This is a genomic window from Streptomyces albireticuli (genome assembly GCF_021228125.1).
Taxonomy (GTDB): Bacteria; Actinomycetota; Actinomycetes; order Streptomycetales; family Streptomycetaceae; genus Streptomyces; species Streptomyces albireticuli.
Genome location: NZ_JAJQQS010000020.1, coordinates 1 through 13527, shown reverse-complemented (window position 1 = coordinate 13527; position 13527 = coordinate 1). Strand labels below are relative to the sequence as shown.

Genomic DNA, 13527 nt, shown 5'->3' with positions numbered 1-13527 from the left:
GGCAGCAGTGGCAGCCGCTGTGACCTTGACCTCTTCACATCGTTCCGCGCCGGCTCCCTCCGAACGGCGGTCAGCCGCGGGGCGCGCAGTCGCGTACGGGTGTGTCGTGGGTCAGGACGCAGGCGATGCGCTCGCCGCGCTCCTTGCCGTAGCGGTCGGTGAGCGCGGCGCGGAAGTCGGCCCACTGGCGGCGGGTGTCGGCGACGGCGCCCTGGACGGCGCGGTCGAAGTTGCCGCCGGTCCGGCCGCGCGGGGTGGTGGGTCCGCTGGTGGCGCCGGTGGCCGGGTCGATGGTCCCCGTGTCCTTGTTGAGGTCGGCGTGCTGGACGCGCTTGCCGCAGCCGAGGGGGACGAGCGAGAAGCAGCCGGTGGTGAGTCCGTCGGGGACGGCGGAGGCGAGGAGCGGCCGGCCGCCGGTGAGGGAGAGCAGCGGGGAGGGCGCGGCGAGGTCGAGGCCGGGCGGGTTGGTCCGGCCCACGGGGCGGTCGGGCGCGGCCCGGTCGGTCCAGTTGCTGTGGCTGTAGAAGTCCTGGACGCCGTGCAGGGCGCGGCCGAGGCCCTCGATGGCCTCGCACTTGTCGCGGCCGGGCACGCCGAGGGAGAAGGTGCAGTCCTTGCCGAGGTCGCTCTCGCCGGGCGCGACCGTGCCGTCGGCCTTCAGGGTGCCGGCGGCGGCGGTGACTCCCGCGGCGAAACGGCCCTGGAGCTGACTGACGCAGCCCTGGAGCGCGCGGGTGGCCTCGGCGCGGTCGCGCGGGTAGCCGGGCGAGGTGAGGTGGTCGGCGTCGTCGCAGTGGGCGGCGGGGGTGAAGACCTCGTCGGTGTCGGGGGCGCCGACGGCGCCGAAGGTGCCCGAGCGGCCGGCGATCTGGTCCAGGGAGCGGGGTTCGAAGCAGGTGCCGTCGGAGGGGGTGTTCGGCCGGCAGGCGAGGGCGGCGCGGGTGATGCGCTCGTGTTCGGTCTGCTGTCCGAACTTGCCTATGGTGCCGAATGCCTGAGCTGACGTCACTTGAGTCAGCGTCAGGATCGGTGCCACCAGGGTCGCGGCCGCCAGGAACAGCACGCCGCGGCGGATCGAGGTGGGTCTCTTGTGCCACATGGGTCTTCGGCCTTCGCTACGTCGAGGGGGGTTAAAAGGCGTAAAGACGACAGTGCACCGGCAAGCGACGGAATATGCAATATTGCTTGTAGTGTCCCACGTTATCGGTGGGGCCGTTGAGGTCCCCGGCCCTCCCGTCGGGCGGGGGCTCGCCCGGCGGTTCACGCCGACGCGGGATCGGGCGCGGGATCGGGCGCGGGATCGGGCGCGGCCTCCGGCTCGGCGAGTTCGTGCCGCCCCGGGACGACGAACTCGCACCACACCGACTTGCCGGTGCCGCGCGACTCGACCCCCCAGACGTCGGCGAGCCGGTCCACCAGCAGCAGGCCGCGCCCCGAGACGCCGGACTCGCCGGGTTCGCGGCGGCGCGGCAGGGCGCTGGAGCGGTCCTCCACCTCGACGCGCAGCCGGCGTTCGGGGCCGGTGAGCATACGGATCGTCACCACGGCCGCGCCGTCGGTGTGCAGGAGGGCGTTGGTGACGAGTTCGTCGGCGACGAGTTCGATCTCGTCGGAGCGCTCCCGGGCGCCCCAGGCCCGTACCGCCGCCCGGATCATGTGCCGGCCGGCGGAGAGCGCCTCGGGGTCCGCGGGCGCGATGTGCTGCTGGAGCCGGCCGCCGTGCCGGGCGGCGGAGCCCTGCCGGCGCAGCAGCAGGACGGCCATGTCGTCCTCGCCGACCCGCTCCTGGATCACGTCGCACAGCCGGTCGGCGAGTTCGTGCAGGTCGTAGGGGCCTTCGCCGACGAGGCCCGTGAGGTACTGCATGCCTTCGTCGAGGTCGGCGCCGGGCTGTTCGACGAGGCCGTCGGTGAACATCAGCAGGGTCTCGCCGGGGTCCAGCTCCACCGTGGTCACGGGGTAGTCGAGGCGGCCGAACTCGGCGGAGAGGCCGAGCGGCAGGCCCCCGGCGACGGGCAGCCGGCGCGCGGTGCCGTCGGCGTGCCGCAGCAGCGGGTCGATGTGGCCCGCGCGGACGAGCTGGACCACGCCGGTGGAGAGGTCGGCCTCGGCGTAGGAGCAGGTGGCGAAGCGGTCGGTGTCCAGTTCGTGGAGGAAGGAGGAGGCGCGCGCCATGATGGTGGCCGGGGCGTGGCCCTCGCTGGCGTAGGCCCGTAGGACGATGCGCAGTTGGCCCATGACGGCGGCGGCGTGGGTGTCGTGCCCCTGGACGTCGCCGATGACGGCGCCGACCCGGCCGCCGGGCAGCGGGATCACGTCGTACCAGTCGCCGCCGATGTCCCGGCCCATCCGGGCCGCGCGGTAGCGGACGGCGATCTGCGCGCCGGGGACGTCCGGGATCCGGCGCGGGAGCATGGCCTGCTGGAGCCCCTCGGCGAGGTCGTGCTCCTGGTCGAAGAGCATCGCGCGGGCGATGGCCTGGGCGAGGCTGCTGGAGAGGGCGATGAAGAGGTTGCGCTCCTGCTGGGTGAAGCCGCGGGTGCCGCGGTAGAGCAGGCCCAGGGCGCCGATGGGGCGGGCCTGGGCGATGAGGGGGAGGTAGGCGGCGCAGGAGATGCCGATGTCCTCGATGTTCTCCCACAGCCAGGGGTAGGACGCGGCGAAGTCCTCGCGCGACTCGATGAAGCGCGGTGCCATGGTGCGGACGACCTCGCTCATCGGGAACGCGTCGTCGATGCGGGTGTAGCGGGTGCCGGGGATGTAGTGCTCCTCGGGCCCCTCCGCGACCAGGTGGATCCGCCCGGACTCGACGAGGCCGAGGACGAGCAGGTCGCAGCCGATGTGCTGGACGGCCTGGGAGTCCTTGAAGAAGTCGATGACGTCCTGGACGGTCCTGGCGTGGGCGAGGGCCGCGGTGAGCGTCTCGACGACGGTGGTGGTGTCGCGCGCCTCCGGGTCCGCCGCGCGCGGCCCGGCCGCCTCCAGCTCCACGGTGGCGTCGCGGACGATGCCGACGATACGGAAGGGACGGCCCTGGTCGTCGCGCCGGATACGGCCCTGGGTGTAGGTCCAGCGCAGGGACTCGTCGGCCTGGCGGACCCGGTAGTAGGCGCCGTAGGTCTCGCTGCCGTCCTTCAGCGCGCGGGAGACGAGGGCGTCGAGCCCGGAGGCGTCGGCGCGCGGCAGCCGCCCGGCGAGGTCGCCGATCCGGCCCTCGAACCGGCCCGGGGGCACGCCCAGGACGTCCAGGGCCGTCCCGTCCAGGTGGAGCCTGCCACTGACGAGGTCCCAGTCGAAGGTGCCGACGCGGTTGAGGGCGGCACACCGCTCCGGGCGAGCGGGCCAGTCGTCCGGCACCGATCCGGCCGGCACGGCGGCAGGCGTCGCTCCCCGATCAACCATAGAGCTACTCTGACACCTTTTGCCCGTTTCTTCGATGTGACTGCGCGCTCCAGGGTGGTACGGATACGCCATGGAGTGGTTCACGGTCTCCGGGTACTGGCTGAGCCGGCTGGTGGTGCAGCGCGCGCTCGGCGCCGTCTACCTGGTCGCCTTCCTCACCGCCGCCCTCCAGTTCCGCGCGCTCATCGGCGAGCGCGGCATGCTGCCGGTGCCGCGCCACGTGCGCGGGCTGCCGTTCCTCCGGGCTCCGGGCGTCTTCGTGCTGCACTACTCCGACCGCTTCTTCGCCGCCTGGGCGTGGGCGGGCGCCGCCCTCTCGGCGGCGGTCGTCGCGGGCGCGGCGGACGCGGTGCCGCTGTGGACGTCGATGCTGATGTGGGCCGCCCTGTGGGTGATGTACCTGTCGATCGTCAACGTCGGCCAGACCTGGTACGCCTTCGGCTGGGAGTCGCTGCTGCTGGAGGCCGGCTTCCTCGCCGTCTTCCTCGGCAACGCCCGGACCGGCCCGCCGGTGCTGGTGCTGTGGCTGATGCGCTGGCTGCTCTTCCGCGTCGAGTTCGGCGCCGGGCTGATCAAGATGCGCGGGGACCGCTGCTGGCGGGAGCTGACGTGCCTGTACTACCACCATGAGACACAGCCGATGCCGGGCCCGCTGAGCTGGTTCTTCCACCGCCTGCCCCGGCCCCTGCACCGCGTCGAGGTGGCCGCCAACCACGTCGCGCAGCTGGTCGTGCCCCTCGGCCTCTTCACCCCGCAGCCCGTCGCGAGCGTCGCCGCCGGCGTGATCATCTGCACCCAGCTCTGGCTCGTCGCCTCCGGCAACTTCTCCTGGCTCAACTGGGTGACGATCGTCCTCGCCTTCTCCGCCGTCGACGGGGACGCCATGGCCGAAGCGCTGGGACTGCCCGCGCACGGACCCACGGCCGCGGCCCCGGTCTGGTTCGAGGTGCTCGTGCTCGCCGCGACCGCCCTGGTGGTCGTGCTCAGCCGGTGGCCGGTGCGCAACATGCTCTCGCGGAACCAGCGCATGAACATGTCCTTCAACGCCTTCCACCTGGTCAACACCTACGGCGCCTTCGGCAGCGTCAACCGCCGCCGGCACGAGGTGGTCGTCGAGGGCACGGACGCGGCGGAGGTCGGCCCCGGCACGGTGTGGCGGGAGTACGGCTTCAAGGGCAAGCCCGGCGACCCCCGGCGGCTGCCGCGCCAGTTCGCCCCGTACCACCTGCGGCTCGACTGGATGATGTGGTTCGCCGGCATCTCACCGGCCTACGCGCAGTCCTGGTTCGGCCCGTTCGTCGAGCGGCTCCTGGAGGGCGACCGGGACACCCTGCGGCTGCTGCGCCACAACCCCTTCCCCGACGCCCCGCCCACATACGTACGGGCCCGGGTCTATCTCTACCGCTTCACCACGTGGCGGGAGCGGCGGGCCACCGGCGCCTGGTGGCACCGCACGCTGGAGCGGGAGTTCCTCCCGCCGGTGGCGCTGCGCCGCTGACCCTCAGCGCGGCGGCAGCCCGCACAGCGCGAGCTCCGACGCCGTGATCGGCGGCCCGCCCCGGCCCGCCCGCCCGGGGCCGCGCGCGACGCAGAGCGCCACGGACGGTCTGAGCAGCTCGGTCAGCGGCGCGGACAGCGTCATCACGTCCATCAGCGCCTTCAGCACCACCGGGTCGCCGGTGGCCGTCCGCATCAGCCGCTGGACGTAGCCGCGCAGCAGCTTGGCGGCCGCCGGCGGCGGCGCGCCGATCGCGCCGGGGTAGTTGATGTCCTCGCCGGTGGCCAGGTCCCAGGGGCCGCTCGCCGCGCGGGCGAGCCGCCGCTGGAGGTCCGGGGCCAGCCCCGGCGCGCGGACGCCCCGCCGGGCGAGGGCGTCGCGCAGCACCACGGCGCTCTGGGCCGCCACCGAAAGGCCCTGCCCGTACACGGGGTTGAAGGTCGCGAGGGCGTCCCCCATCGCGACGAACCCCTCGGGCGGCGCGGGCAGCCGCTCGAAGAACCGGCGCCGGTTGACCGTGCTCCGGGTGAGCGCCACCTCCGTCAGGGGCTCGGCGCGCGCGATGAGGTCGGCGATGAGCGGGTCGCGCAGGGCGCGGAGGAACGGCTCGAACTCCCCCGCCTCCCCGGAGGGTTCCCCGCCCCGGGTGCCGGAGGTGGTGACCAGCCAGCGGCCGCCCTCGACGGGGACCAGCACGGCGCCCTGGCCGGGTCCCCCCAGGCGCGGGTCGGCCTGGACGCTGACCACCGGGAACCGCTCGGACTCCGGCGGCGCCCGGAAGATCCGGGTGGCGTAGACCAGCCCGGAGTCCACGGTCTCCTCGTGGACGACCGGCAGCCCCAGCTCGGTCAGCCGGCGCGCGGCCCGCGAGCCCCGCCCGGAGGCGTCGACGACCAGATCGGCCTCCAACGTCTCGGCGGCGCCGGTACCGGCGTCCCGGACCCGTACGCCCGTGACCCGGCGGACGTCGCCGAGCAGGGCGACCGCCTCGGTGCCCTCCCGCAGCACGACGCCGGGCAGGGCCAGGACCCGCGCGCGGACAACCAGGTCCAGCAGGTCACGGGTGCACGCCAGGAGGTACTGCGCGCCGGGCCAGCGCGGGAACCAGCCGCCGGGGCCCAGGGCCACCAGCCCCGTCGGCAGCGCCCTCATCCGGGCGCCCGCGCTCACCCACCCGTCGAGGGCGCCCGGGAGCAGTGACTCCACCGCCCGCGCGCCCCCGGACATCAGCAGGTGCGCGTGCCGGGCCTGCGGCAGCCCCTTGCGGGGCAGCGGCCCCGCGGGCATCAGGTCCCGGTCGACGACCACGACCTCGTCGACGTGCCGGACGAGCACGGCGGCGGCCAGCAGCCCGGCCATCCCGCCACCGAGCACGACGGCACGGGTACGGCCGTCATGGGGCCGGCTGTCACGGGCAGGGCTCTCGCCAGACGTACGCATGCCCGGACCCTCCCCTTCCGGCAAGGGGGATACGCACGGTTCACCCGGGCGTGGCGGCGCCGGGGCGCGGTTCCTGACCTGACGGGCCGGAACGCGGTTGCCACAGGAGTCAGCCGACCTGGGCGAACTCCGGCCGGCCGACGATTGAGGACACCGCGGCAGCGCGGAACGGACGCCGAGGCCGGGGACGCGGCCCCGTTACGGAAATCACAGGCAGGCAAAAGCCCCCCGCCACCACATGCGCCCCGCCCCGCCGTCCCGCACCGTGGAATCGACCCGCACGCGGCGAAAGGCGACCCCATGGACCCCCTGGACGCCCTCGACCGCATCGCCTTCCTCCTCGAACGCGCCCAGGCCCCCACCTACCGCGTCAAAGCCTTCCGCACCGCCGCCGACGTCATCGCCGCCCTCCCCGCCCCGGAACTCCGCCGCCGCGCCGAATCCGGCACCCTCACCCGGGAGAAGGGCATCGGCCCCAAGACCGCCGCCGTCGTGACCGAGGCCCTGGCCGGCACCGTCCCCGGCTATCTGGCGCGGCTGGAGGAGGAAGCCGCCGAGCCGCTCACGGAGGGCGGCGAGACCCTGCGCGCGGCGCTGCGCGGCGACTGCCACCTGCACTCCGACTGGTCCGACGGCGGCAGCCCGATCGAGGCCATGGCCCGTGCCGCCCGCGGCCTCGGGCACGAGTGGGCGGTGCTCACCGACCACTCCCCCCGGCTGACGATCGCCCGCGGCCTCTCCCCCGAACGGCTGCGCGCGCAGCTCGCCGTCGTCGCGGAGGTCAACGAGCTGCTGGCCGCCGGGGGCGGCGGCTTCCGGCTGCTGACAGGCATCGAGTGCGACATCCTCGCCGACGGATCGCTCGACCAGGAGCCGGAACTGCTGGAGGAGCTGGACGTCGTCGTCGCCTCCGTCCACTCCAAGCTGCGGATGGACGCCGAGGCCATGACCCGCCGGCTGGTCGCGGCCGTCGCCAACCCGCTCGTCGACGTCCTCGGGCACTGCACCGGACGGCTGCTGGCCGACCGGGGACGCCCGGAATCGGAGTTCGACGCGCCGCTGGTCTTCGCCGCGTGCGCCCGCTTCGGTACCGCCGTGGAGATCAACAGCCGCCCCGAGCGCCTCGACCCGCCGCGCCGGCTGATCCGCGAGGCCCTTGACGCGGGCACGCTGTTCTCCGTCGACAGCGACGCGCACGCCCCCGGCCAGCTCGACTGGCAGATCCACGGCTGCGCCCGGGCCGAGGAGTGCGGGGTGCCCGCCGAGCGGATCATCACCACCTGGACCGCCGACGAGCTCCTGGAGTGGACCCGCTCCCGGTGACCGCCGCCGGGCGGCGGCGCCGACCTGCGCGCGGCCGGGCTCCCCCTGATCATCGGAGACATGGGCCACGCCACGATCCCCGTGATCCAGCCGATGCTCGCCACCCCCGGCCCGCTGCCCGCCCCGGGGGACGAGGCGGCGTGGGCGTTCGAGGTCAAGTGGGACGGCGTACGCTGCGTCGTCACGGCGCCCGGCGACGGCAGCGTGAGCCTCACCACCCGGACGGGCAACGACGCCACCGCGACCTACCCGGAGCTCCGGGCGCTCGGCGAGCGGTTCCGCCGCCACGCGGCCGTGCTCGACGGCGAGGTCGTCGTCCTCGACGCCCACGGACGGCCCGACTTCGGGCTGCTCCAGCGCCGGATGGGCGTGCTGAACCCGCGCCGCGCCGCCCAGCTGGCGATGGAGTACCCCGTCCACCTGATGCTCTTCGACATCATGCATCTGGACGACCGGTCGCTCCTCAAGCTGCCCTACCGGGACCGCCGGTCCGTCCTGGCCGGGCTCCGCCTGGGCGGTACGCACTGGTCGGTGCCCGCCTATATGGAGGGGCACGGCAGGCGGGCGTGGGACGCCACCCTCAAGGGCGGCTTCGAGGGCGTCCTGGCGAAGCGGCTCTCCTCGCTCTACCTCCCGGGCGTCCGCTCACCCGAGTGGCGCAAGACGAAGCATGTGACGACCATCGATGTGATCATCGGCGGCTGGGCGGAGGGCAAGGGCGCGCTGACCGGGCTGCCCGGAGCGGTCCTCACCGGGCTGGACGAACCCGGCGGCCTGCGGTTCACCGGCTCCGTCGGCTCGGGGCTGTCCGAGCGCGAGCGGCGCGACCTCGCCCGCTACCTGGACGTACTGGCCCGCCCCGCGTCCCCCTTCGCGGGCCCCACGGGGGTGGCGGGCGCGCACTGGGTCGAGCCCCGGCTCGTCGCCGAGGTCACCTTCTCCGGCTGGACCCCGGCCGGCCATCTGCGCCACCCGACCTGGCACCGGCTGCGCCCCGACCTGACCCGGCTGTGAGGCGTCCGCCGGCCGCTCAGGGCAGCGGACGACGGGTGTCGTCCCCGGTGAGCGGCGCCAGCAGGTCGCCGTGGGCGGCGACCCGGTCGAGCACCTCCTCCGGTGTGAAGGCCAGCTCGCCGGTGCTCGTACAGGCGGCGACCTCGTCCCAGCCGACCGGCGCGGCGACACCGGGGCGGTCGCGCAGCCGGACGGTGTAGGGCGCGGCCGTGGTCTTGGCGCTCGCGTTCTGCGACCAGTCGATGAACACCTTGCCCCGGCGGGCCGCGCGGGCCATGGAGGCGACCACCAGCCCCGGGTGCTCCCCCTGCATCCGGCCGGCCAGCTCCTTGGCGTAGGCGGAGGCCGCCCTGCCGGGCGTGGGGCTCAGGGCGGCGTAGAGGTGCAGCCCCTTGGAGCCGGAGACGACGGCGTGGGCGGTCAGGCCGTCGTCCGCGAGGAGCTGACGCAACCGCTGCGCGACCCGGCAGCACAGCACCAGGTCGGCGCCGGGCCCCGGGTCCAGGTCGAGGACGAGGCGGTCGTGCGCGTCGGGCCCTCCCGCCGCCGTCCACTGCGGGACGTGCACCTCGTACGCGCCGAGGTTCGCCATGGCGATCAGCGCGGCGGCGGAGTCGATCACGACCTGCTCGGTGACGCCCTCCCGGTGCTCGACCGGCACCACGGGAACCCAGCCGGGCACCCCGCCCGGCGGGTTCTTGGCCACCCAGCTCTGGCCCGTGAGACCTTCCGGGGCGCGTACGAAGGAGGCGGGCCGGCCGGTGGCATGCGGCAGCAGTACCCCTGCGACCCGGGCGTAGTAGTGCAGCACCTGCGCCTTGGTGTGGCCCGAGGCGGGGAACAGCACCCGGTCGAGGTGGGAGAGGGACAGCCGGTGCCCCTCGATCTCCACCGCCTGCCGGTCCGAGGATGCGGGCATAAGGTAGGAATTCCCCGTGGAGGGAACAAACTATGCGAACCATGTGGAAAGGTGCGATCGGCTTCGGGCTGGTGTCCGTGCCGGTCCGGCTGTACGCCGCGACCCAGGAGCACGGCGTCCGGCTGCACCAGGTCCACGACAAGGACGGCGGACGGATCCACCTCAAGCGCGTCTGCGACGTGTGCGGTGAGCAGATCGACTACGAGCACATCGCCAAGGGCTTCGAGGACGACGAGGGCCACACCGCCGTCGTCACCCAGGGCGAGCTGGCGGGGCTGCCGCTGCCGAGCAAGAAGCTCATCGACGTCCTGGCCTTCGTCGACTCCGACCGCATCGACCCGCTCCAGCTGGCGAGCTCCTACTACCTGGCGCCGGAGAGCGCGGCGGCGAACAAGCCCTACGTCCTGCTGCGGGAGACCCTCAAGCAGACCGACCGGGTGGCCGTCACCAAGATCGCGCTGCGCACCCGGGAGTCGCTGGCGCTGCTGCGCGTCCACGGCGACCTGCTGACCCTGCACACCATGTACTGGCCCGACGAGGTCCGCGACAGCGGCGATCTGGCCCCTCCGGGCTCGGTCACCGTGCGTCCGCAGGAGCTGAAGATGGCCACCAGCCTGATGGACACGCTCTCCGAGGACTTCGACCTCGAGGAGCAGGAGGACGAGTACGAGGTCGCCCTCCGCGAACTGATCGACGCCCATCTGTCCGACCGCCCCGTGCCCCGCAAGAAGACGGCTCCCGCGCCCGACAACGTCATCGACCTGATGGCCGCGCTCCAGGCGTCCATCGACTCCGCGGGAAAGAAGACGCCGGAGGGAGAGGCCGGGAAGAAGGCACCGGCGGCGAAACCGGCGCGCGGGGCCACGAAGAAGGCCGCCGCGCCCAAGAAGAGCACGGCGTCCGCGAAGTCCCCGTCCGCCACGGCGAAGAAGACGACGGCGAGGAAGACGACGGCGAAGAGCACGGCAGCGGGAAGCACCACGGCCAAGAGCACCAAGAAGACGGCGGCGAAGAAGACCGGCCGCCGCGCTTCCTGAGCGCCGTGGGCCCCGCGGGGCCGTCCGTCAGCCCGCCGGTTCGGCCTCCTCGCACACGGCGTCGGGCAGCAGCGCGCCGGCGGTACGGACCAGACCGTGCGCACCGCAGGTCTCGGCGACCTCCCGGCCCTCGCGCAGCCGCCCCTCGGCCTCGGCCGTACGACCGGCGGCGTTCAGCGCCACGCCGTGGTCGACCAGAGCGGCCGCGAACTCGTACTTGCACGGGGACTTGCGCAGGTGCCCCACGGACTGGTCCAGCATCTTCAGGGCGTCCTCCGGCTCCGCGACCTTGGCCGCCATGCGCAGCGCCTCGCCGAGCGCGGAGTCCGTGCCGAACCGGGCGGCGTGCCGCACGGCCTGGGTCGAGAGCGTACGGGCGCGCTCCGGGTCGTCGGGCGCGACCGCGACGGCCAGATCGAGGGCCCAGGGTGCCCAGACGGTGTTGTGCCGTCCGCGCTCCTCCAGTCTGCGCCCGGCCGCCTCCAGTTCGGCGACGGCCTCCTTGCGCCGCCCCTGCGCGAGCATCAGGCGTCCGGCGAGACACATGGCGTCGGGCAGGACGACCGCCGGGGTGTAGGGCGGCCGGAAGCCGTTCTCGTCGGCGACGACCTGCGCCTCCTCCACATCGCCGCGGGCGAGCAGCGTGTCGATGAGCATGCAGGTGCCGTCCCACTGGATGGGCAGGCCCGGGCCGAGCCGGTAGGCCAGCCGCAGTCCTTCGCGCAGCAGCTTCTCGGCTTGGTTGAGGTCACCTAGGCGGCGGTGGGCGTAGCCGAGGAAGTCATGGGCGAAGGCGAGGTGGATACCGCTCCAGCCGGAGATCTCGAAGGCCCGGATGGCCTCTTCGAAGAGCTCCTTTGCGCGGTCGAGCCGGTCGGTGTAGAGGAAGCTGATGCCGACGATACTGGGGAGTTCGAAGCCCCACTCGGTGTTGGTCCAGCTCATGCCGTCGGCCAGCCGGCCGTCCACCAGGGCGCGCTCGATCCGGTCGAGGACCTGGACGGCGTCCTCGCCGCGGATCACGCCGTCGAAGGCGCGGATGGCGAGCAGGGCCCGCTCGGCGTCGTCCCTGCCCCGCAGGTGGTCGGCGAGCTCGGAGATCCGCCGGGACCGGGCGGGCGCGTCCACCTCCTCGGACTGGATGCCCTTCCAGAGGTAGTGGGCGGCCTGGAGCCGCATCCGCCCCGCGCCCGGCGGGGTGCGGGCCGCCTGCACCGAGAGGACCTCGGCGGCCTCCTTGAGCTGGTTGTTGTGGGCGTACACCTGGGAGAGGCGGTAGGTGGCGTCCACGCGCAGTTCCTCGGTGAGGTGCGGCAGGGCCAGGGCGGACTTGAGGTGGTTGATGGTGGTCGACGGCGAGGTGAGCAGGGTGGAGCAGGCCAGCTCGTAGAGGACGGAGGCGCGCTCCTCCTCGGGCGGGGGCTCCCTCAGGGCGCGCTCCAGGCAGCGGCGCGCCGCGTCGGGGGCACCGACGGCGAGATGCTCGCGGGACGCTACCCGCAGCTGTTCGACCAGCTCGGGGTCGTGGTCGGGGTGGACCTCCAGCAGATGGCGGGAGGCCACGGCGGCGCCCTGGCCCGCCTCGGAGACGGCCCAGGCGGCCTGGCCGTGCATCGCGGTGCGGGTGGCCGCGGGGATCGCGCTGTAGACCGCGGTGGCGATCAAGGGGTGCACGAACTCCAGCTGGCTGACGCCGGTGAGGATACGGGCCTTGCGCAGCTTGTCCGCGCAGTCGGCGCCCTGTGCCGGGCCCATGCCCGCGAGGTTCGCGGCGAGGGTGGGCGAGATCTCCGTGCCGAGGACGGCGGCGGCGAAGGCGAACCGGGTGACGGCGTTGCCCAGGCCGTCCAGACGGGCCACGAGACCGGTGCCCCGGGCGGCGGCGCCGAGGGCCCGCAGGAGCGCGGCGGACTCGTCGAGCGGTTTGAGGTCCCGCTCCCGGGCCTTGGCGATCAACTCCACGGCCTCGTAGGGATTGCCGCCGGTGACGGCCCAGACCTCACGGCAGAAGGGGGCGTCCGCCTTGCCGTCGAAGGCCGTCTGCACCAGGCCGGCGACCGCGTCGGGCGTGAGGTTGCGCAGCTCCACCGGGCGGACGCTGCGGCCCTCGACGAGGTCGCGGAAGGCCGGGGTGTGGTCGGGCAGTTCGTTCGGACGGTAGGAGAGGGCGACCAGCAGCGGCATCTCGCGCAGCCGTACGGCGTAGGAGGTGAGCCAGGTCAGCGACTCCGCGTCGGACCAGTGGACGTCGTCGATGATGACGACCACCGGGTCGCCCTTCATGGCGAGTTGGGTGACCAGCCAGTCGAGTCCGTCGCGCACGCCCTGCGGGTCCTGCGGACCGGTGGGCGGCGAGATGCCGAGAGCGGGGCCGGCGATGTCGTACCAGCCGCTGAGCAGGTCCTGCCGGGCGGCGGTGGTCATCGGGGCGAGGGCCGGCTGGAGGAGCTGGCGCACGACATTGAAGGGGACGGAGCGCGAGGACTCGCTGCCGCGCGCGAAGAGCACGGTGCAGCGCTCCGTCTCGGTGGCGATGCGGCGCACCTCGGAGAGCAACGACGTTTTGCCCAGGCCCGCTTCGCCGCTGTAGAGCAGAAGTCCGCCGAGCCGGCTCCTCCCTTCACTCACGTGCCCGCACAGGCGGTGCACCGCCTGTTCCGCTGTCTCAAGTTCAAGCTCACGCTCGAACAGGGCGGCGGCTGCGTTCTGTTCACGCTGAGGCCCTGACATGGCGTTGACTCCCGGGAGGATGTGGTGGGGGCGAGCCTAGGGCGTGTATCGAGTCGTGATCAGTTTGTCGGTTCCGCCCTCGCTCTGAGGGCGGAACCGGTAGTCCAGTGCACATGACGCGTGCGCAACTGACGGACGAGGGGTGGGGGTTTGTCGAGCCGTAT

General features: G+C 73.6%; 9 protein-coding genes. 4 read left to right on the top strand and 5 right to left on the bottom strand.

The window, feature by feature from the left end:
- Nucleotides 1-70 precede the first annotated feature (70 nt).
- On the bottom strand, nucleotides 71-1099 hold the full coding sequence (locus tag LUZ64_RS29570; RefSeq protein ID WP_095578437.1) for a CinY protein: 1029 nt from the start codon (nucleotides 1097-1099) through the stop codon (nucleotides 71-73).
- Between the two features lie 161 nt (nucleotides 1100-1260).
- On the bottom strand, nucleotides 1261-3402 hold the full coding sequence (locus LUZ64_RS29565) for a SpoIIE family protein phosphatase (RefSeq protein ID WP_095578438.1): 2142 nt from the start codon (nucleotides 3400-3402) through the stop codon (nucleotides 1261-1263).
- Nucleotides 3403-3472: 70 nt separating this feature from the next.
- Here LUZ64_RS29565 and LUZ64_RS29560 point away from each other — a divergent pair, with 70 nt between their 5' ends.
- Nucleotides 3473-4900 carry a lipase maturation factor family protein gene (locus tag LUZ64_RS29560; protein ID WP_095578439.1) on the top strand — a complete coding sequence of 476 codons (1428 nt, stop codon included), beginning with the start codon at nucleotides 3473-3475 and terminating at the stop codon, nucleotides 4898-4900.
- A gap of 3 nt (nucleotides 4901-4903) precedes the next feature.
- On the opposite strand, the gene LUZ64_RS29555 is transcribed toward LUZ64_RS29560, so the two are convergent.
- Nucleotides 4904-6340, bottom strand: a complete 1437-nt coding sequence (locus LUZ64_RS29555; RefSeq protein ID WP_095584312.1) for an FAD-dependent monooxygenase — start codon at nucleotides 6338-6340, stop codon at nucleotides 4904-4906.
- Nucleotides 6341-6640: 300 nt separating this feature from the next.
- Here LUZ64_RS29555 and LUZ64_RS29550 point away from each other — a divergent pair, with 300 nt between their 5' ends.
- The gene (locus LUZ64_RS29550) at nucleotides 6641-7663 is read left to right on the top strand and encodes a PHP domain-containing protein (protein WP_095584311.1); all 1023 of its coding nucleotides are present in this window, start codon (nucleotides 6641-6643) and stop codon (nucleotides 7661-7663) included.
- 60 nt (nucleotides 7664-7723) lie between these two features.
- The gene (gene ligD / locus LUZ64_RS29545) at nucleotides 7724-8677 is read left to right on the top strand and encodes a non-homologous end-joining DNA ligase (protein ID WP_095584310.1); all 954 of its coding nucleotides are present in this window, start codon (nucleotides 7724-7726) and stop codon (nucleotides 8675-8677) included.
- 16 nt (nucleotides 8678-8693) lie between these two features.
- On the opposite strand, the gene ligD (LUZ64_RS29540) is transcribed toward ligD (LUZ64_RS29545), so the two are convergent.
- Nucleotides 8694-9596, bottom strand: coding sequence for a non-homologous end-joining DNA ligase (ligD, locus tag LUZ64_RS29540; protein WP_095584308.1), 903 nt, complete (start codon nucleotides 9594-9596; stop codon nucleotides 8694-8696).
- Nucleotides 9597-9637: 41 nt separating this feature from the next.
- Between ligD (LUZ64_RS29540) and ku the strand changes: the two genes are divergently transcribed.
- Nucleotides 9638-10633, top strand: a complete 996-nt coding sequence (gene ku, locus LUZ64_RS29535; RefSeq protein WP_308251446.1) for a non-homologous end joining protein Ku — start codon at nucleotides 9638-9640, stop codon at nucleotides 10631-10633.
- Between the two features lie 27 nt (nucleotides 10634-10660).
- Here ku and LUZ64_RS29530 read toward each other — a convergent pair whose 3' ends face one another.
- Entirely contained in the window at nucleotides 10661-13363 is a 2703-nt protein-coding gene (locus LUZ64_RS29530; RefSeq protein WP_095584305.1) for an ATP-binding protein, read from the bottom strand.
- Nucleotides 13364-13527 lie beyond the last annotated feature (164 nt).